Origin of the sequence: Deinococcus frigens DSM 12807, from assembly GCF_000701425.1 — a bacterium.
In the GTDB taxonomy this organism is placed as follows: domain Bacteria; phylum Deinococcota; class Deinococci; order Deinococcales; family Deinococcaceae; genus Deinococcus; species Deinococcus frigens.
The window spans coordinates 22,862-41,535 of record NZ_JNIW01000004.1 but is presented as its reverse complement, the minus strand read 5'-3'; the positions used below and the strand labels follow the sequence as shown (position 1 = coordinate 41,535).

General features: G+C 66.3%; 15 protein-coding genes. 7 read left to right on the top strand and 8 right to left on the bottom strand.

Annotated features, from left to right (window positions below; genetic code table 11):
- Nucleotides 1-252: 252 nt before the first annotated feature.
- From Q322_RS0102380 to mce, 4 genes are all read right to left on the bottom strand, one after another.
- Nucleotides 253-3,081 (bottom strand): transglutaminaseTgpA domain-containing protein, encoded by a 2,829-nt coding sequence (locus Q322_RS0102380; protein ID WP_034417337.1) that lies wholly within the window; start codon nucleotides 3,079-3,081, stop codon nucleotides 253-255.
- Nucleotides 3,082-3,205: 124 nt separating this feature from the next.
- Nucleotides 3,206-4,168 (bottom strand): AAA family ATPase, encoded by a 963-nt coding sequence (locus Q322_RS0102375; RefSeq protein WP_029475570.1) that lies wholly within the window; start codon nucleotides 4,166-4,168, stop codon nucleotides 3,206-3,208.
- 276 nt (nucleotides 4,169-4,444) lie between these two features.
- Nucleotides 4,445-4,771, bottom strand: coding sequence for a VanZ family protein (locus Q322_RS20520; RefSeq protein ID WP_051668053.1), 327 nt, complete (start codon nucleotides 4,769-4,771; stop codon nucleotides 4,445-4,447).
- A 59-nt stretch (nucleotides 4,772-4,830) separates the two neighbouring features.
- The gene (gene mce, locus Q322_RS0102365; protein WP_029475566.1) at nucleotides 4,831-5,268 is read right to left on the bottom strand and encodes a methylmalonyl-CoA epimerase; all 438 of its coding nucleotides are present in this window, start codon (nucleotides 5,266-5,268) and stop codon (nucleotides 4,831-4,833) included.
- 252 nt (nucleotides 5,269-5,520) lie between these two features.
- Between mce and Q322_RS0102360 the strand changes: the two genes are divergently transcribed.
- From Q322_RS0102360 to Q322_RS20515, 3 genes are read left to right on the top strand one after another with little or no spacing between them, the layout of a single operon-like run.
- A complete protein-coding gene (locus Q322_RS0102360) occupies nucleotides 5,521-6,405 on the top strand; it encodes a fructosamine kinase family protein (protein ID WP_051668036.1) in 885 nt (294 codons plus the stop codon).
- A 40-nt stretch (nucleotides 6,406-6,445) separates the two neighbouring features.
- The gene (locus tag Q322_RS0102355; protein WP_029475562.1) at nucleotides 6,446-7,312 is read left to right on the top strand and encodes a VOC family protein; all 867 of its coding nucleotides are present in this window, start codon (nucleotides 6,446-6,448) and stop codon (nucleotides 7,310-7,312) included.
- 16 nt (nucleotides 7,313-7,328) lie between these two features.
- Nucleotides 7,329-8,201, top strand: a complete 873-nt coding sequence (locus tag Q322_RS20515; protein ID WP_034417335.1) for a hypothetical protein — start codon at nucleotides 7,329-7,331, stop codon at nucleotides 8,199-8,201.
- 84 nt (nucleotides 8,202-8,285) lie between these two features.
- On the opposite strand, the gene Q322_RS0102345 is transcribed toward Q322_RS20515, so the two are convergent.
- Entirely contained in the window at nucleotides 8,286-9,974 is a 1,689-nt protein-coding gene (locus Q322_RS0102345) for a diguanylate cyclase (protein ID WP_162176572.1), read from the bottom strand.
- Between the two features lie 405 nt (nucleotides 9,975-10,379).
- Nucleotides 10,380-12,218: a translation elongation factor 4 gene (gene lepA / locus Q322_RS0102340; protein WP_034417333.1), complete on the bottom strand. Its 1,839-nt coding sequence runs from the start codon at nucleotides 12,216-12,218 to the stop codon at nucleotides 10,380-10,382.
- A 263-nt stretch (nucleotides 12,219-12,481) separates the two neighbouring features.
- Between lepA and Q322_RS0102335 the strand changes: the two genes are divergently transcribed.
- The 3 genes from Q322_RS0102335 to Q322_RS0102325 all read left to right on the top strand — a co-directional run bounded on the left by Q322_RS0102335 (nucleotide 12,482) and on the right by Q322_RS0102325 (nucleotide 14,309).
- Nucleotides 12,482-13,291 (top strand): hypothetical protein, encoded by an 810-nt coding sequence (locus Q322_RS0102335; protein ID WP_156952839.1) that lies wholly within the window; start codon nucleotides 12,482-12,484, stop codon nucleotides 13,289-13,291.
- 217 nt (nucleotides 13,292-13,508) lie between these two features.
- Nucleotides 13,509-13,727 (top strand): hypothetical protein, encoded by a 219-nt coding sequence (locus tag Q322_RS0102330; protein WP_029475555.1) that lies wholly within the window; start codon nucleotides 13,509-13,511, stop codon nucleotides 13,725-13,727.
- 99 nt (nucleotides 13,728-13,826) lie between these two features.
- Nucleotides 13,827-14,309 carry a M28 family peptidase gene (locus Q322_RS0102325; RefSeq protein ID WP_029475553.1) on the top strand — a complete coding sequence of 161 codons (483 nt, stop codon included), beginning with the start codon at nucleotides 13,827-13,829 and terminating at the stop codon, nucleotides 14,307-14,309.
- A 593-nt stretch (nucleotides 14,310-14,902) separates the two neighbouring features.
- Here Q322_RS0102325 and Q322_RS0102320 read toward each other — a convergent pair.
- Nucleotides 14,903-15,460, bottom strand: a complete 558-nt coding sequence (locus Q322_RS0102320; RefSeq protein WP_029475551.1) for an MOSC domain-containing protein — start codon at nucleotides 15,458-15,460, stop codon at nucleotides 14,903-14,905.
- Nucleotides 15,461-15,483: 23 nt separating this feature from the next.
- Nucleotides 15,484-15,702 carry a hypothetical protein gene (locus tag Q322_RS0102315; RefSeq protein ID WP_029475549.1) on the bottom strand — a complete coding sequence of 73 codons (219 nt, stop codon included), beginning with the start codon at nucleotides 15,700-15,702 and terminating at the stop codon, nucleotides 15,484-15,486.
- A 288-nt stretch (nucleotides 15,703-15,990) separates the two neighbouring features.
- On the opposite strand from Q322_RS0102315, the gene secA reads away from it, so the two are divergent.
- The gene (gene secA, locus Q322_RS0102310) at nucleotides 15,991-18,600 is read left to right on the top strand and encodes a preprotein translocase subunit SecA (protein WP_029475547.1); all 2,610 of its coding nucleotides are present in this window, start codon (nucleotides 15,991-15,993) and stop codon (nucleotides 18,598-18,600) included.
- Nucleotides 18,601-18,674 lie beyond the last annotated feature (74 nt).

Genomic DNA, 18,674 nt, shown 5'->3' with positions numbered 1-18,674 from the left:
TACAGCACGCACTTCTCACGATTCTCTATTTACCGTGATCGTATGCTCTCAGGGGGTCTTGCGCTCCCTGGGCAACTGGTTTATGCTGTCTGGGACGAGGAATACCCGAAGCTGGTTAGAGCGAACGACTCATAATCGTTAGGTCCGCGGTTCAAGTCCGCGCATCGCCACCAAAAACAGAAAACCCCGTCCAGTACGGGGGTTTTTCGTCTTGGACTCAGGTGTACAGGCGAGGTCCAGCCAGTTCTCAAATCACCGCCTGACGCGCCGCGTGGCCGCCGCCAGAGATTTCAAGGCCTCCGCTGAATCGCCCGGTGCGTAGCGGGCCGCGTGGTAGGCGCGCACCACCTCGTCCAGCGCGGGGGCCAGGTGGGGGCGGGTCTGAGCGGCGCGGGCGGCGTAGGCGCTGGGAGTCTCACCCGGCGCGCGGGGCAGGCCCAGGCGCGCCGTCAGGTCATGCAGGGCGCGGGCGGCGGGGTCACGCGGACCCGGCCCCTGCCGCAGCCACCACAGCGCGGGCAGCAGCGCCAGCGCCAGCAGCAGTGGCAATACCGCCAGATACGGCACCGAGCCGACGCCGCCCAGGCCCACGTGCGAGAGCAGCGCCTGCTGCTGAGAGCCGTCGTAGCCCACCACCAGATCGTTCCAGCGGCTTTGCAGGGCGTCCAGGCGCAGGCCCAGGCGGCTCAGCCCGGTAGGCGCGGTGGCGGCGGCGGCCTGCGGCTGGGTCAGCGCGGTGGCCAGCCCGGCACTGACGCGGGCGGGGGCCACCACGGCGGTGGGGTCCACCCGCTGCCAGCCCTGGCCCCGCACCCAGACCTCGGCCCAGGCATGCGCGTCCTGCTGGCGCACGATCAGGTAGCCGCCATCCGGGTTCTGCTCGCCGCCCAGATAGCCGCCGACGATGCGGGCGGGCAGTCCGGCGGCGCGCATCAGGAAGACGAAGGACTGCGCGTAGTGTTCGCAAAAGCCCTGCTTGGTGCCGAATAAAAAGCCGTCCACCCGGTCCTGCGCGGGCAGCAGCGGCGGCGAGAGGGTATAGGAAAACCCGCCCCGACGCAGATATTCCAGCCCCGCCTCGATGCGCCCCTGGGGCGGCAGACTCCGCCAGCCCTCTCCTAGCGCGGCGGCGCGTGGACTCTGCCCGGCAGGCATATACAGGTCAAATTGCAGCCGCTCCGGGTTCTCGCTGATGCCCAGGCGGGCCGGGCGGCTCTCCAGGTTCACGCGGCGGCGGGCCGTGACCGGGCGCAGGGCCACGGCCTGAAACGCGGTGGTCAGCACTGCGCCCCCCGGCAGCTCCAGCGGGGCGTCCAGCGCCAGCAGCCAGGGGGTGCCGGACGCCTCCAGCGTCAGGGTGTAGGTCCAGGCCGGGACCGCTGAGAGAAGTTCGATGCTGGGCGATGGCCCGCCGATCCGTACCTGCCTCCACGATTGCCCGTCGTATGCCTCGTAGACCGGGCCACGCCAGTAGCGCTCGTCGGGGGAGGGCAGCGCGCCCATGAAATCGGCGCGGAAGGCCACCGCACGGTTCTGGGCCAGATTGCTGTATTCCCCGGCGCGAATCTCGTCGGACAGCCCGGTACTCGCCCCGCCCTGAATCGGCAATTGCCACAGCGCACTCTCCGGGCGCGGAAACAGCACGAACAGGGTCAGCGCCAGCGGCGCGGCCAAGGCCAGCAGGCCCCCGCTGCGGATCAGGACGCTGGGCAGGTCCGCCTGGTCCTCCCGGTCTGCGCGCGTCGGGGCGGTCCAGCGCGAGGCGGCGGCCAGCAGCAGCGCCGCGCCGAAAACGGCGTGCAGGGCGGTCAGCAGTCCCTGGCTGTGGAAAAAGTGCGTGCTGGTGATGAACAGCCCCAGCATCACCAGCAGGTGTCCGTCGCGCCGTCCGTGACTCTCGGCGGATTTGAGGGCCACCAGCAGCCCCAGCAGCGCGGTCCCGGCCTCACGGCCCAGCAACGTGCCGTAAGCAGCGTTCAGGCCCACCGCCGCTACTCCCGCCACCAGCCCCAGCGTCCAGGTGGGGATTGTGGGCAGTTTGCGGCGCGTACGGATAACCCCGTACGTCAGCACGCCCGCCACCAGCGCCGAGTCCCACAGCGGCTGCCGCAGCACCCCCGGCGCGAGGGTAAAGGCCAGCGCCAGCAACGTGACCCGCAGGGCGTTGGTGTCGCTGGCGGCCAGCAGTTTGAACCGGGTGGGAGGGGTAGCCGGGGGAAAGGGCAGGACTCCCGCCAGCAGATTCAGGGCGGCCAGCCGTTGCCCCTCGCCGCTTCCAGCCGCCAGCACAGTGCCGGGCAACCTGAGCGTAAAGGGCAACCCCGCGCGGTCCAGTTGCCCCACCCAGGCGGCCAGCCGGGAGAGGCGGGTTTCGGGGTCTCCCGCCGTGTCGGTCCAGTCCAGCCGGCGCACCTGGCCCTGCGCGGCGTCGGTTTCGCGGGTCAGCAAATTGCCGGTGCGGGCCACATGCCGCCAGGAAATCTGCCGGGGCGAGTCGCCGGGAACATACGGGCGCAGGCCAGCAAATTCCTCGTCACCGCGCATGCGGGCGTGGCCGTCACCCTGGGCTGGCACGGTCCGCAGGGGCGCGGGTGGGGCAGCTTTCTCCGGGGCGGGGGCCACGTTTACGCTCACCGGAGCGGGCGCAGCCAGGCTGGCCGCCCACAGCCCCAGGAAATCCATCGCGGCAGCCCCGCGCGGCGTCAGCGTCAGCGGGCCGCGCGTGCGGGCAGCAAAGGGCACGGCCAGCGTGCGGGCCTCGCCCGCCGAGACGCGCAGGGTGATGGTCCGGGTGTCGCCCGCGCTGCTGTTCAGGATCACCGTGACCGCGCCCGCCACCGTCGCCGTGACCGACAGCGTGAACACGGCCTCGCCCCCGACATGAACCGCAGCGGGCGGTGTCAGGCCCAGGCGGATCTGCCTCGCCGCGCGGGCCACGCCGGTGGACGCCATCACCCACACACCGCCCAGCAAAAAGGTCAGGCCGTAGCCCAGGCTCAGGCCGTAGTTGATACAGCCCACCAGGGTCAGCGTGACCAGCAGCAGAAAGCCGAGGCCGAAGCGGGTGGGGCGCAGGGACATGGCCGGGCTTGCGCTGCGTGGAGTGGTGAGAGGTGGAACTGCCGGGCGTTCAGCCTTCCGGGCCTGATTCGTGGTCATGGGGCGGAGAAGGCCGACTGGCGCGAGACTCTTTTCACCATCCGTCTCACGGAATCGGCGTGTCGGCCAGCAGCCGGGCCAGCAGTTCCGGCATCTCCACACCCGGACCGCGCAGCGTCAGGCGGTGGGCAGCCAGCGCGGGGAACACGGCCTGCACGTCCTCGGGCAGGACCATCGGGCGGCCCGCCAGGTAAGCCCAGGCCCGCGCGGCAGACAGCAGGGCCAGCAGCGCGCGGGGGCTGAGGCCAACACTGAGCGCCGGATGCTCGCGGGTGGCGTGGGCCAGCACTTGCAGGTAATCCAGCAATGGGCCGGCGGCGTGAATCCCGTCCACCTCGCGCTGCATCTGGAGCAGCGCCGGGGCGTTCAGTACAGCCCCCAGACCACGCACGCTGTGGCTGCGCCCGCCGGTTTCCAGCAGGGTGCGTTCGGCACGCGGGTCCGGGTAGCCCAGCGTAACGGTCATTAAAAAGCGGTCCAGTTGCGCCTCGGGCAGCGGCGAGGTGCCCACGAAGGCCGCCGGGTTCTGGGTGGCGATCACAAAAAAGGGATCGGGCAGGGGCCGGGTCACGCCGCCCTCGCTGACCTGGCGCTCTTCCATCGCCTCCAGCAGCGCGCCCTGGGTGCGGGGAGTGGCGCGGTTGATCTCGTCGGCCAGCAGCACCTCGCTGAATACCGGCCCCCCGTGGAAGCGGAAGGCGGAATTGGGCGCGTCCCACACGCTCACGCCGGTCAGATCGGCGGGCAGCAGGTCGGCGGTGAACTGCACGCGCCGGAAATCCAGGCCAAAGGTGCGGGCCAGCGCCCCGGCCAGCGTGGTCTTGCCCACCCCCGGCTGGTCCTCGATCAGCAGGTGCCCGCGCGCCAGCAGGCAGGCCACCGCCAGCCGGATCTGCCCCGGCTTGCCCAGAATCACACCGTCAAGCTGCGCCAGCGCGGCCTTCAGGGTATCCGCGTGGCTGGCGGCAGGGGGGCCAGAAGTCGGGGCAGAGGTCACGGCGCGCATCATCTGAGTGCAGCCTAGCGGGCAGAATCTCACAGAACTGCGACGGGGCAGACGGGAGAACTATGGATGGTCCCTGCCACCAGTGAGCAGTCCTCTGGAAAGACCTGAGTTTTCAAGCTCTGCGTCGGCAAAACCGTAGAGCACTGCTGTTGCCAGAGCGGGATCAAGCTGCTCTTTGGCCTCGTCAATTGATTCTTGTTTTTGGCAGCGTCCACACATGAACGGAAGCGCAGGGGGGCAGGGCTATGCGGGACATCACCACGTCTGATTGCGAACGGTTTACCCTTGCTTCGCCGCGTCCTCTCCCCCGTCCTGCCGCGCCCCCCTGTGCCGCGTCGCCCACCGGGAGCCGAGCCACGCTCCGGCCAGATCGAACAGCCAGTCGGTGACGCCCGCGTCGCGGCCCGGCACAAAGGCCTGATGCACCTCGTCCAGCGCGCCCCACCACACCGTGATCAGCAGCGCCACGCCCAGCCGTCCCGTCGCCCGGCCCAGCGCGTAGGCCAGCGCCAGATACGCGGTAAAATGGGCGGCCCAGTCCAGCGGATGCGCCAGCGGCGGCCCCGGCGTGTCGGACATGCTGCTCAGCCACCAGATTGCCCCCATGATGCCCAGCGAGATGAACCACCACCCCGCCCGGAAGCGGGAGGCGGTGGCGGGCGGGATCAAACCCCCGTCCCATCAAGATCGGCCTGAGTGTGGGAATGTTCCACCAGCTCGATCAGGGTGCCCGCGCCCCATTTGGGATGCAGAAAGGCCACCCGCGTTCCGGCCCGGCCCGGCGTGGGCGCGTCACTCAAAAAGCGTGCGCCCTGGCCGCGCAAGCGCGACATCTCGGCGGCCAGATCGGCCACGCGGTAGGCGGTGTGGTGCAGGCCCGGTCCGCGTCTGTCCAGGTACACGGCAATCGGGCTGTCGGGGCGGGTGGGCATCAGCAACTCGATCAGGGTCTCGCCCACCTGAAAGGTCCGCACGCGCACACCCTGGGTCTCCACATCCTCGTCCGGCCCCTCGGGGTGCAGGCCCAGCGCCAGATACGGGGCGCTGGCGGTGTCCAGATCGGGGGTGGCGACGGCGACATGATCCAGGTGCGTGACAGGCATTTCCTCAGCCTACGCCAGCCGTTGCGGCAGTGGTGAGGCGGAAGGTATTAGGAAACACCTGGAAATTCGAGCGGGCGTCCAAGCGTCCTCATGGGCGCTGGTCTGGACAAGACAGCGAGCAGGAGGACACTGGGATGGGTCCCGTTCAATCCCCCCTGTGGGCACAGCGCCGCCTGCCTTCAGGTAGAGGTAAAGAGGCAAGGTCACTGTGCGTTCCAGGCCCGCCCCCCACGCGCATGGCACACTGCGCGCATGTCCCGCACCATCGCGCCCTCGCTACTGCCGCTGCTGGAACAACATCTGGGAGGCCCGGTGCTGGAGGCCGTGCCCCTGAGCGGCGGGGATATTAACGACGTGTACCGGCTGGAGACGGGGCGTGGCCCTTTTGTCCTCAAGGCCAGCCGCCGCGCGCTGCCCCACCTCTTTTTCACCGAGGCGCAGGGGCTGGGGCTGCTGCGCGAGGCCGCGTCACGCCGTCCCGCCGGGCTGCTCGTGCCGGAGGTCCTAGCGTACGGGGATACACCGGGCGGCTGGCAGTATCTGCTCCAGAGCTATCTGCCGCCTGCCGCCGAGACACCGCAGGCCCAGGAGGCGCTGGGGCGGGGGCTGGCCGCGCTGCACGGCGTCAGCGTCCCCGGCTTCGGCGGCACGGCAAACAACTACTTTGGGGCGCTGCCGCAGTTCAATCCGCCTGCCGGGAGCGCCGCCGATTTTTTCTGGAACGCCCGCCTGTGGCCCCAGGTGCGGCTGGCAGCAGAGCATCTGTCGGAGGCCGACACCGACAATTTCGAGGCGCTCCGGGCGCGTCTGTCAGGTCTGATTCCGGTGGAGCTGCCCAGCCTGGTCCACGGCGACCTGTGGCACGGCAACCTGCTGTACACGGCGAACGGTCCGGCGCTGATCGATCCGGCAGCGGCGTACAGCCACCGCGAGGTCGACCTGGCCGCGCTAAACCTGTTCGGCAGCGTACCCGAGCGGGTGTTTGATGCCTACGCCGAGGCCTTCCCGCCCGCGCCCGGCTGGCAGGAGCGCGTCAGCCTGTGGAACCTGTATCCACTGCTGGCGCATGTGAACATGTTCGGGAGCGGCTATCTGCGCCACACCCGCACGGCGCTCAATTCAGTCCTTAATTTATAAATCGGTTGACTTTTCAAAGCATAGAGCGGAGAATAGAGGCATGCTGACCACTTCCCCCATTCTGTCTGCCACCACCAGCGTCGGACCCGTCACGCTGCTGACCGCCGATCTGCCGCGCCTGCGGGCCTTTTACACGGCGCTCCTGGGCCTGGGTGTCGTAACCGAGACTGCCGGGGAGGTGACTCTGGGCGCACACGGCACGCCGCTGCTGCGCCTGCGGGCCGCCGACTTGCCGCCCGCCCCCGTCTCGCGTCCGGGGCTGTATCACACCGCCTTTCTGCTGCCCACGCGGGCCGATCTGGGGCGCTGGCTGGCGCACGCGGCGCGATCGGGGCTGCAAATCGGCAGCGGCGATCACGTGGTCAGCGAGGCGTTTTACCTGAACGATCCCGACGGCAACGGCATTGAGGTCTATGCGGACCGCCCGCGCGATACCTGGCCGTTTCAGGATGGTCAGCTCCGGATGGACACCCTGGCGCTGGATGCCGGAGCCGTGCTGGGCAGCGCCGGACTGGACCTGAAGACCCTGGCCGACGCCCCCGCTTACGGTGGAGCGCCCGCCGGAACTGTGATCGGCCACGTTCATTTGAAAGTCGGGAATGCCCAGGCCGCCGCCCGGTTCTACCGCGACACGCTGGGGCTGGACCTGATGGCGGACGTGGGCAGCGCCGCGTTCATGTCGTGGGGCGGCTACCATCACCACATCGGACTCAACGAGTGGCACACGCGCGGACAGACGGCCCCGCAGACGCCCGCGCTGGGGCTGGGCGAGGTGGAGTTGCTGACCCCCGATCTGGCGGGATTGCGGGCGCATCTGAACAATCTGCCTGCGGTGCAGGACGGCGGCGAGTTCGTGAGTCTGGCTGATCTCTGGGGCAACCGGATCACGGTGAAACAGATCACCTGAGAGGGTACGCTGGAGCATGACCCACTTTCTGCGGCGGACCCTGCTGCTCGGCGGCGCTTTGCTGGCAACAGGTGCGGGAGGTCAGGCCACCACAGCCACCAACTTCTTTCCCATCCTGATCCACGCGCCGGGCGACGGTGACCGGGCGCAACTGCTGGGCGCGGCGGCGGGCGGACGCTGGCTGACGGTCAAAGAGGCCGCGCCGCGCCTGAAGGGGCAGGAACGATACGTCCGCCGCAGTCTGGGTGGTCCAGCCATCCCGGTCACAGGCGGGCTGCCCGAATCCTACGGCGAACCTTGCGTCGACGCCTACGGCGTGCCGGTCAAACCCGCGAATTCCTCCAATCAGTTTCAAGTCTTCACCGCTGCGGCCCTGAACGCCCGGCCCCGGCCCGTCACGGCGCTGCCCACCGGCAACGCGATCTACCGCCAGATCGTGCGCGCGGAACTGATTAAACGCGGCGTCAAGAACCCCATCGTGCAACTCGTCGGCCTGACCCGCACTGATCTGGACGGCGACGGCACGCAGGAAGTGATCATCGAGGCCGCGCACTTCGCAGGCAGAAGTGGCCCCTATCCGCCGGGCATCGGCCAACCGGGCGACTACTCCATCGTGCTGCTGCGCCATGTGGTGCGCGGGCAGGTGCTGACCGTCACACTGGGCGTGGACATCGCCCCGCAGACGCCGCTCAAGCCGGATGACAGCTTCGAGACGCGTCCGCTGGCAAACATGATCCGGCTGGCGGGCGTGGCGGACCTGAACGGCGACGGCAGGATGGAGCTGATCCTGTTCGGGGCCTATTACGAGGGTTCGTCCTACAGCGTGCAGGAGTGGACGCCCGCACGCGGATTGACGCCCACGCCGCTGGAGACGGGGTGTGGAGTCTGAACCAGACAGGCTCTGGCAGGCGTTGCCAGGAGTGATGAGACTGGGGGAAGCGCAGTCTGAGAGCGGACGCTCAGCAACGCCTCGTTAAACGGCTGATGGCGCGGCCAGCCGCACATCCACCCGGTTGCGGCCCGCGTGTTTGGCGGCGTAAAGCGCGTCGTCGGCGGCCTGTATCACGTCCTGCACGCTCAGGGTGGGACTGAGCCGGGCGACGGCGGCCCCCAGGCTGACGGTCAGACTCAGGCCGGGGCGCACGCTGGGCCAGTCGTGGTTCTCGATGGCCCGGCGCAGGTCCTCGCACACATCCCGGGTGGCCGATTCGCTGGCCCCGGTCAGCAACAGCACAAACTCCTCGCCGCCGTAGCGGGCCAGCAGGTCTCCCCGGCGCAACCGGCCCCGCAGCAACGCGGCCACATGGCGCAGCGCCTCATCCCCGATCAGATGCGAGAAGCGGTCGTTGACCATCTTGAAGTGATCGATGTCGCACAGCACGACGCTGACCTGCTGTGACGGCGACACGCCGGTCAGGGCCGCGTCGAAGGCCCGCCGGTTGGGCAGCCCGGTCAGCGCGTCCTCGTTGGCATGCTGCTCAAGGCGGGCCATCAGCTCGGCAGTCTGGGCCTGGGCTGCCCGCAGGTCACGGTTGGTCTCCTCCAGCCTGGCATTCAGTTCGCTCAACTCGGCGTTCAGACGCTGGGCCGCCTGCCGTTCGCGTTCGGCCTGATCCAGATCGGACTGCACTTTCAGACTCTGGAGCCGCCGGTCGGAATCGGCGCTGAACAGTTCCCCCTTGAGCTGGAGATGCCATTCCAGGTGGGTCAGCGCCTCCGGAAAGCGGCCCGCCTGCCGGTAGAGCTGCGACAATGCCAGATCAACCTTGCACAGTTCATTGCGGAGCCGCCCCTCCTCGGCCAGAGTACGTGCGCTGTGCAGGGCACTCAGGGCGTCCTCCACCTGACCGGACTCGCCCAGCAGTTCACCCAGGCACCGCAGGCTCTCGGCCTGTCCATGGCCCTCTCCAGTCTCCCGCTGAATTTCCAGGCTCCGCTCGAAGAGCCGCTGCGCCTCATCCAGTGCGCCCTGCTGCTGCGCCACCCGTCCCAGATCCAGAGTGCAACGGGCAATACCCGCCTGGTACCCGCTGCGTTCCATCAGCACGATAACCTGCTCGAACATGTCCCTGGCCCGCGAAAACTGTTGCAGGCCGGAGTAGGCCTGGCCCGCGTTGCCGTGGGCCGAGGCGTCCAGTAACGGGATCTCCTCGTCCATCTGCACGTTCAGGCAGGCCATGGCGGCCTCCAGGGCGTCGTCATATCTCTGCATTTCGAGGTAGTCCGCGCTGAGGTTGTTCAGCGCAATCCGCTCCATCCTGGGCAGGCCGTGGTGCCGCCCGAGCCGCAGCACCCGCAAGTGGTACTCCAGCGCGTCGGAATGGTTGCCCATGGTGGAGTAAGCCGCCCCCATGCCGTTCAGCGCATCAATCTCGCCCTGGACATGGCCCAGCGTCACGCTCAGTTGTCTGACCTGTACAAAGGTCTTGAGCGCCTCGACGGGACGGCCCTGCTCATGCTGCGCGATCCCCAGCATGCGCAGGCTGATCCGCTGCCCCTCCTGATCGGCCAGTTCGCCGTAAAGATGCAGCGCCCGCCGCAGTTCCGATTCCGCCGCGCCGAACTCACCTTGATGTAACCATCCGCACCCCAGACACAGGGTGGCGCGGGCGAGTTCGGCGTCCTCCAGCGGCTGCTCCAGCACCACACGTGCGAGCCGCAACGTCTCCTGCGACTCAGTGCGGCGACAGGCCCAGGCGGCATCAAGCAGTTCCCGGATCTGTTCCAGGGAGAGGGGGGAGGGGTCAGGGCTGGGGGTCGGCATGGGTAAATACGGTTTTGGAGGAACAATGACAGAGTCGTGACTTGAGGTCAGCAGTCTATCGCTCCAGGCGTTCCGTAACTCACCGACACGGGAATTTCAGACAGACGAACGAGGGGTGACGGCGCGGCCAACCTCAGCCCGCACGTTACCTTTCTCCCTCTAACCGCCGTCTTGCAGCCGCCCAAAATGCTGTTCAGGCGGCTTTTACGCCGGAAGACTTAATGTTCGTCTATGAAGTTCTGGTCTGTGGGGTATTCGCCCACGAAGGATCAATTCACGAAGAAGTAAAAATGCAACAGAACACTACTCGTCGGTACTCAGCACCGCCAGGAAGGCTTCCTGCGGCACCTCCACCGTGCCGATCTGTTTCATGCGGGCGCGGCCCTTTTTCTGCTTGTTCAGCAGCTTCTTCTTGCGGGAAATGTCGCCGCCGTAACACTTGGCCAGCACGTCCTTGCGGTACGCCTTGACGGTGGCGCGGGCAATGATCTTTGCGCCAATCGTGGCCTGCACCGGAACGGGGAACATCTGGCGCGGGATCACTTCTGCCATCTTGTCCACAATCTTGCGGCCCAGCGAGTACGCCCTGGCCTCGTGGACGATCACGGCCAGCGCGTCGATGATCTCGTTGTTGACCAGGATGTCCACCTTGCGCAGATCGCCGTCGCGGTAGCCCAGTTGCTCGTAATCCATGCTGGCGTAACCGCGCGAGATGCTCTTGAGGCGGTCATGGAAGTCGTAGAGGATCTCGGCAAAAGGCACCTCGTAGACCAGTTCCACGCGCTTGCCCAGGTAATTCATGGTGACCATCGAGCCGCGCCGGTCTTGCAGCAGGCCCATCACCGGCCCCACGTAGTCCTCGGGCAGCATCACCGAGAGCTTGATATACGGCTCCTCGACATTGGTGATGCGGTCACGGGTGGGAAATTCCGCCGGGTTCTGGGTCTCGAACACATCGCCGTTGGTCAGCGTGACGCGGTAGACCACGGCAGGGGCGGTGGCGATCAGGTCCAGATCGTATTCGCGTTCCAGGCGTTCCTGAATGATCTCGGCGTGCAGCAACCCCAGGAAGCCACAGCGAAAGCCGAAGCCCAGCGCCTCGGAGGTCTCGGGATCGAAGCTGAAGGCCGCGTCGTTGAGCTTCAGCTTTTCCAGCGCGTCGCGCAGCTTGCGGTAATCCTCAGTGTCGGTGGGATACAGGCCGGAAAAGACCACCGGCTGCGCGGGCTTGAAGCCGGGGAACGCCTCGGCGGTCTTGCGTTCCCTACCGGTGAGCGTGTCGCCCACCTGCGCGTCGGCGATGTCCTTGATGCCCGCCGCCACCCAGCCCACGGCTCCGGCCTGGAGTTCGTCGCCCACCACCAAGCCGGGGGTGAAGGTGCCAACCTTATCCACCTCAAAGGATTTGCCCGCATTCATCAGCGAGATCTGATCCTTGGCACTCACGGTGCCTTCCAGCACGCGCACGAACAGGATCACGCCCTGATAGGCATCGTAAAACGAGTCGAAGACCAGCGCCTTGAGCGGTGCCCCAGGATCGCCGGGCGGCGGCGGAATGCGCGCCACCACCGCTTCCAGAATCTCGTCGATGCCGATGCCCGCCTTGGCCGAGGCGAACACGGCGTCCCCGGCGGGAATCCCGATGACCTCCTCCAGCTCCCTGGCCGCGCCTTCGGGATCGGCGGCGGGCAGATCGATCTTGTTGATCACCGGCACGATTTCCAGATTGTTGTCGATGGCCAGATAGGCGTTCACGATGGTCTGCGCCTCCACGCCCTGCGAGGCGTCCACCAGCAGCAGCACGCCTTCGCAGGCGGCCAGGGAACGAGACACCTCGTAATTGAAATCCACGTGACCCGGCGTGTCGATCAGGTTCAGCACGTAGGTCTCGCCGCCGGTGCCGTCGTCGAACATGGGGCGGGTGTATTCCAGGCGGATCGGGGTGGACTTGATGGTGATGCCGCGCTCGCGCTCCAGTTCCAGCGTGTCCAGGGTTTGATCGCGCCTGTCGCGCTCGCCCATCGCGCCCAGCCGCTCCAGGATGCGGTCTGCCAGTGTGGACTTGCCGTGGTCCACATGGGCGATGATCGAAAAATTGCGGGTTGCCGCAGGGGGTAGGGAAGGAAGGGGCCTGACACTCATGACCGCGCAGTGTAACGGGGCGCGGCAGAAATGACAGCGGTGGGGGGCACACCAGCACAGGGGATGAGCAGGGTCAGCGCCATGTCATCTCTTCCCGCTCTTGTCTCGCCGTTCCCCTCAATTTGGTCAGCGCAAAGTCAGCACTGGACTACATTTCTAACCGGTCAGTCCGGCCAAAATATGAGATGTAAATTAGTTCACGGTCTGAGCCACCGCCGAGTCTTGTGAGAGCCGAGGTTACACAGTCATTTAAGGAGATACTCATGTCCCAGCGTCTTCACGTTCCAATGGTGGGGGGAAAGCCCCTACGAACTGACCGCAGTGCCGCTCCCGAAGCGCCGCTCTTCCTGGCTTTCAGCGAGGGCCGAACGGTGAAGACCCTCCTGGGCATCACTGCTTTCCTGCTGCTGGCAGGCACGCTGAGCGTACTCGCCGAGTCCATGCCCAAATTCTTGGGGCGTGACCTGTTCACTGGCCTTTTTAACCTGAATGACGAGAGCAATGTTCCTGCCACCTTCACCGCCCTGATTCTGCTGGCGGCAGCCCTGATCCTGGGCGTGATCGCCTGGGCCAAGCGTCAGAGCCGCAGTGAAGAAGCTCTCGCCTGGAAAGCCCTGACCATCATCTTCGGCTATCTGGCTCTGGACGAGGCCGCCCAGCTCCACGAGCGTCTGACCAGCATCATCCGTAAAACAACCGAGGTGACCGGCATTCTTCACCATGCCTGGGTCATCCCCTACGGCATTCTGGCCCTGATCGTCGCGCTGTCATTCCTGCGTTTCCTCACCCACCTTCCGTCCAAGATCCGCTGGCGGGTGGTTCTGGCAGGTGCGATTTACGTGTTCGGGGCGCTGGGCTTTGAAATGATCGAGGGCGTGATCGTCACGACACTGAGCGAGGACAGCCTGCTCAATCGGCTGACCATCGTGGTGGAAGAGGGCATGGAAATGCTGGGCGTGACCCTGTTTATCGGGGCGCTGCTGAGCTATATCTCGAGCTATCTCCCCCACCTGAAACTGCATCTGGGCGTCGGCTCCGGCCCCGCCACAGGTCAACAGGGCGGCAGCGACTGAAGGTTGCCGGTAGTGCAGTGCCATTCCCAACCTGATTGGCCTGACCTGATAAACGGTGCAAAGGCACCGGCTGAAGAAGCTGCCGGTGCCTTTGCACCGCTTGACTGGAAGGTCACCGCATCCCCGAACGCTCGAACTGACCGTGGGCCGCAAGCGTCCTGGAGGCAGTGCCTCACCTTCGGGAAACCTTGCCCGGCCCCGCCGCGTATCTCCAGGCATGTACGCGCGCCCGCGCCGCCTGCCGACCAAGCCCGCCGCACCCGCCTGGAAATGGGCGCTGGCCCTGCTGCTTATATGCGGCGGCTGGCGGACGCTGACCTGGCCGCGCAATCCACCCGCCCAGACGGCGGCCCCAACGCGCACCGTAGCGCAGGACTGGGCCGCCGTGAGGGGCTTTGGCCCACGTCCCGTCGGCACGCCCGGCCACGATGAGTGACCTGGCTAGCCGCGCAGTGCACGGCGCTGGGCTACTGCGTGACCGGACAGCCAGTGCTGGAACGGCCAGGGGCGGCACCGTCAGGTAGGCGCGCTGAGTGTGCCTGCCGCCGCCCTGTACGGCACAGGGGGCGGCGAGCAGTCGGGACGGCGGGTGCACGTCTCCCCCACCGACTCCCGCAACGACATGGAGGCGGCGGGTCTGCGCGGGCAGATCGCGCTGATCGCTCCCGACTCGGCCACTCGTGGCCCAGTGGCCCGGCAGGCCGCCTCCACCCCCCTGGCGGACCGCGCGTGGTTTGTGCTATTCGACGCCGGGGAAGTTGGCTTGTATTGCCGCCGCACCTTCGCCCGCGATCCCAGCTACCCGGTCCGCGACACCCGCGCGATGCTCAATCTGGACATGGTGGGCGTGAACGCGCCGTCGCTGGGCGTGGCCGCCGACGCCGAACTGCTGGCGCTGGCCAGGGCGGTCCGGCCAGGTCTGCGCGTCTTCGAGGACGGGCCGATCAACTCCCGCGAAATTTTCGGGCGTACGGCCAGACTGACTGGGCGCAGCAACCATGTGAGCTTCAAGCGCTGAGGCGTCCGCACGGTCTTCCTGTACCGGGGCGAGGATGCGGGTTACCACACCTCCGGCGACACCACCCTGAATCCGGCCCTGGTCCAGGACACCGCCGAATTTGCGGTCAAGCTGGCGGGGCGCGTGCTGGACGCGCCGTGGACGTAGCGCAGGGTTTGCGGCATCACCGGGCGGGACTGCCCGAACTGACTGCCGGAACTGAGCGGCGGCTCAGCCCTCCGGCAGATGCACGCCGCTTTAGGGAAGCGTTAGCCTCAGCCCATGACATCCTTTCTGGCCTACCACACTGATCTGGCCCTGCGCCGTCAGGAGCGCGCGCGAACACCTTCGCGCATAACCCCTGGTTATCGTGGCCGATCTCGACTATAACGCCCAGCACCTCTAAGGGCGCGTCGGCATTCGCCCCACCGAGATTCAACTGGCCCCCGAGAAGCGTCCGGCAGACGATTAGAGCAATTGTCAAAAGAGTTGTTCACTTTCGACCGGACAGAGTGGGTGAATTTTGCCGAGCATGTGGGACTGGCCCAGCTCCGCAGGAGAGAATGGAGGCATCGAGAAAAGACACTCCCGATGCCTCCATTCGGACGAATGCTCTAAACCCGTTCGAGCGCGATATGGGGCAGTGGCGGCAGCTCCACCCGAATCTCGTCGTCTGGGCACACTGTGCCGCTCGCCAGCACCACACCCATAATTCCGGCCTTCCGAACGACGTTTCCGCTCTCGTCCTCGTCCAGCACGGCTCTAAGCAGGCCCGGCTGGAAATTGTCGATCTGGGAACAGGGATTTCGCAACCCTGTGATCTCGATGACCGCCTCTGCGCCAAGACGAAGGTGGGTGCCTCTGGGTAGGGCGAGCAGGTCCAGACCATACGTCATCAAATTCTCGCCCAGATCGCCGGGGCGCACGGTAAAGCCCCTGGCGGCCAGTTCCTCCAGCAGTTCGGCGTGGATCAGGTGGATCTGGCGCAGGTTGGGTTGATCGGGGTTCTGCCGCACGCGCGACCGATGCTGCACGGTCACGCCCGCATGCGAGTCGCCCTCCACACCAAGACCCGCCAGGAGCCGGAGCTGCGGCTGGCGGGTCTTGCTGAAGCTATGCTGTGGACTGGCGCTGACGCTGTAGACCGTTGCACTTGTCACTGGGCCGTTCATCCGGCCAGTTTACAGGGCCGCCTTCAATTGTTCTCTTCTTCCAGGGCCGCCGTGTTGTAGCGGTTCGACAGGATGAAGAACGTCGGTGCCCACAGGCCCACGAAGATACCGAAGCGCTCGCCGTGCGACTTGTCCTCGTGGGTCTTGTCGGTGCCGCCCTGGGTGGCCCAGATGATGATCGAGGCGAGGATGGACGCGAAACCTGCGACGCTCAGAAAGTTGGAGATGCTGCGGTTGGACATGGGTGAACCCTCCTGGTGGGTGATGGGGCGTCTTGGCCGGGCTGATAACCCCAGTTCTGGCTCCACTGTGACCCACTTCGCTATCCAGATTTGCACGAAGACCGACAGAGGCGGGCAAGACGGACCTTTACCAGAGGTTGACCAGATGCTGCCCGGCTGCCCGGAGGTGCCGAAAAAAAACCGGACGTGCCGGGAAAAACGCTGAGTCTGTCGCGCTCAGGTTGCCTACGCGCGTCACTGTGAACTTGTGAGGCCACCGCCAGGTCCAGAGCGCTATACTCGCTTGTCATGTTCCGTGTCCTCAATAAATTATTCGATAACAACCAACGCGACGTGCAGCAGATCGTGAAAACCATCGTGCAGCCGGTCAACGCGCTGGAAGAAGAGATGATGGGGGTCCAGGATCTCCCCGCCGCCTTCGCTGAACTGCGCCGCCGCGTGCAGGAGGGCGGCGAGTCCCTGGACGATGTGCTGGTCCCCGCCTTCGCCTTGATCCGTGAGGCCGGACGCCGCTCCATCGGCAAGCGCCACTATGACGTGCAACTGATCGGCGGCTACGCGCTGCACAAGGGCCGCATCGCCGAAATGCGAACCGGCGAGGGCAAAACATTGGTGGCGACGCTGGCGCTGGCGCTGAACGCGCTGGAAGGGCGCGGCTGCCATCTGGTCACGGTCAACGACTACCTGGCGCGCGTCGGCGCGGACGAGATGGGCCTGCTGTACCGCACCCTGGGCCTGACCGTGGGCCTGGCCAACCGCGAGCTGCAACCCGCGCAGAAGCAGGCCGCCTACGCCTGCGACATCACTTACGTCACCAACTCCGAGCTGGGCTTCGACTACCTGCGCGACAACATGGCCCAGAGCCGCGAGGCGCTGTCCCTGCGCGCCGAATATCCCCTGAACTTCGCGATCGTGGATGAGGTGGACAGCATCCTGATCGACGAGGCCCGCACGCCGCTGATCATCTCGGGGGCGGCAGAAAAGGCCACCGATCTGTATTACGTGTACGCCAAGCTGATCCGGCGGCTCCAGAAGGGCGAACCCGCCGTGCCCGGTGAGCGCGCCGAGGCGACAGGCGACTACACCATCGACGAGAAGACCAAGCAGGTCCACATGAACGAGGGCGGCATCGCCAAGATCGAGCGGCTGCTGAGCATCCCGGACCTGTACAGCCCGGAGAACATGGACAAGGCACACATGATCACCCAGGCGGTGCGCGCCCACGAGCTATATCAACGCGAGAAGGACTACATCGTCAACGCCGAGGGCGAGGTCATCATCATCGACGAGTTTACCGGGCGCAGCATGCCGGGCCGCCGCTACGGTGAGGGGCTGCATCAGGCCATCGAGGCCAAGGAAGGCGTCAAGATCGAGAACGAGAACCAGACGCTGGCCACGATTACCTACCAGAACTTCTTCCGGTTGTACAACAAGTTCTCAGGCATGACCGGCACGGCCAAGACCGAGGAAAAAGAATTCCTGGACATCTACGGCTCCGACGTGCTGGTGATTCCCACCAACCGCGACGTGATCCGGCTGGACGGCGAGGATCTGGTGTACCGCAGCAAGCTGGGCAAGTACAACGCGGTGGTGGAGGAAGTCCGGGAGATGCACACCACGGGCCGCCCGGTGTTGATCGGCACCGCCAGCATCGTGACCAGCGAGCAGCTCAGCGAACTGCTGACGGCGGCGGAGGTCAAACACAGCGTTCTGAACGCCAAATTCGAGGCGCAGGAGGCCAGCATCATCGCGCAGGCCGGGCGCAGCGGGACCGTTACGATCGCCACCAACATGGCCGGGCGCGGCACCGACATCAAGCTGGGCGGCGACGCCGAGTCGATCATCGGGGCCAGCATCGAACAGAGCCTGGGCCTGGGCCGCTACGTGCCGGAAGTCGAGGCGTTCATCACTGCGCTGGGCCGTCAGGACCCCCAGACCGTGGAGATCGGCATGCAGATTCCCGGCATGACCGAGGACTTTGTCGGGCAGGCCCAGCAGCTCCACTCAGAAACCGTGGCCGATCACGGGCGCGTGGTGGAACTGGGCGGCCTGCACATCATCGGCACCGAGCGCCACGAATCGCGCCGGATTGACAACCAGTTGCGCGGACGAGCCGGGCGGCAGGGCGATCCCGGCAGCAGCCGCTTTTACGTTTCGTTCGAGGACGACCTGATGCGCCTGTTCGCCAACGAGCGCGTGGTGGCCATGATGGACCGCCTGGGCATGGACGACACCCAGCCCATCGAGGCCAAGATGGTCACCGGGGCCATCGAAAAGGCGCAGGCAAGGGTAGAAGACCGCAACTTCAGTACCCGCAAGCAACTGCTGGAATTCGACAACGTGATGAGCAAGCAGCGCGACACCGTCTACGCCCAGCGCCGCGAGGTCCTGCTGGGGCCGGACGAGGCCGTCGAGGAATCCACCGAGGGCATGATCGCCGACTTCGTGGACATGCAGCTCGCCCAGTACCTGCCCATCGAGGCCAATGCCGACAGTTGGGATATCGAGGGCTTGCAGGCCGCCATTCTGGACGCCGTGCCGCAACTGGAGGGCTACGACTTCGGGAGCCTGCGCGCCCTGTCCCCTGCTGACGCCCAGAACGCCATGCTGGGCGCGGTGGCCGACAGCTTCGACGCCCGCAAGGACGAGCTGAGTCCCACCATGCTCAACAGCCTGTCGCGCTACGTGCTGCTGCAAACGGTGGACCAGCACTGGAAGGAACACCTGCACGGCATGGACGTGCTGCGCCAGGGCATCGGCCTGCGCGGCTACGGCCAGCGCGATCCCTTTACCGAGTACAAGTTCGAGGCCACCAACATGTTCAACGACATGATCGACAACCTGAAAACGGACGTGACCAAGTTCGTGTTCCGCATGCAGTTCGGTCAGACGGGGTAAAAGAAGGCACGACGGGGACGCGGGAGGCGGTGTGGAGCTGCTTCCCGCGCTGCTTTTCGTTTACCCGCCAGCTT

Excerpts from the sequence above, each read along its gene's own strand:
- Q322_RS0102355 (WP_029475562.1), top strand. The coding sequence starts at position 6,446 with ATGCTGACCACTTCCCCCATTCTGTCTGCCACCACCAGCGTCGGACCC.
- lepA (WP_034417333.1), bottom strand. The coding sequence starts at position 12,218 with ATGAGTGTCAGGCCCCTTCCTTCCCTACCCCCTGCGGCAACCCGCAAT.
- Q322_RS0102380 (WP_034417337.1), bottom strand. The coding sequence starts at position 3,081 with ATGTCCCTGCGCCCCACCCGCTTCGGCCTCGGCTTTCTGCTGCTGGTC.
- Q322_RS0102335 (WP_156952839.1), top strand. The coding sequence starts at position 12,482 with ATGTCCCAGCGTCTTCACGTTCCAATGGTGGGGGGAAAGCCCCTACGA.
- Q322_RS0102360 (WP_051668036.1), top strand. The coding sequence starts at position 5,521 with ATGTCCCGCACCATCGCGCCCTCGCTACTGCCGCTGCTGGAACAACAT.
- Q322_RS20515 (WP_034417335.1), top strand. The coding sequence starts at position 7,329 with ATGACCCACTTTCTGCGGCGGACCCTGCTGCTCGGCGGCGCTTTGCTG.
- Q322_RS0102320 (WP_029475551.1), bottom strand. The coding sequence starts at position 15,460 with ATGAACGGCCCAGTGACAAGTGCAACGGTCTACAGCGTCAGCGCCAGT.
- mce (WP_029475566.1), bottom strand. The coding sequence starts at position 5,268 with ATGCCTGTCACGCACCTGGATCATGTCGCCGTCGCCACCCCCGATCTG.
- secA (WP_029475547.1), top strand. The coding sequence starts at position 15,991 with ATGTTCCGTGTCCTCAATAAATTATTCGATAACAACCAACGCGACGTG.
- Q322_RS20520 (WP_051668053.1), bottom strand. The coding sequence starts at position 4,771 with ATGGGGGCAATCTGGTGGCTGAGCAGCATGTCCGACACGCCGGGGCCG.
- Q322_RS0102375 (WP_029475570.1), bottom strand. The coding sequence starts at position 4,168 with ATGATGCGCGCCGTGACCTCTGCCCCGACTTCTGGCCCCCCTGCCGCC.
- Q322_RS0102315 (WP_029475549.1), bottom strand. The coding sequence starts at position 15,702 with ATGTCCAACCGCAGCATCTCCAACTTTCTGAGCGTCGCAGGTTTCGCG.
- Q322_RS0102330 (WP_029475555.1), top strand. The coding sequence starts at position 13,509 with ATGTACGCGCGCCCGCGCCGCCTGCCGACCAAGCCCGCCGCACCCGCC.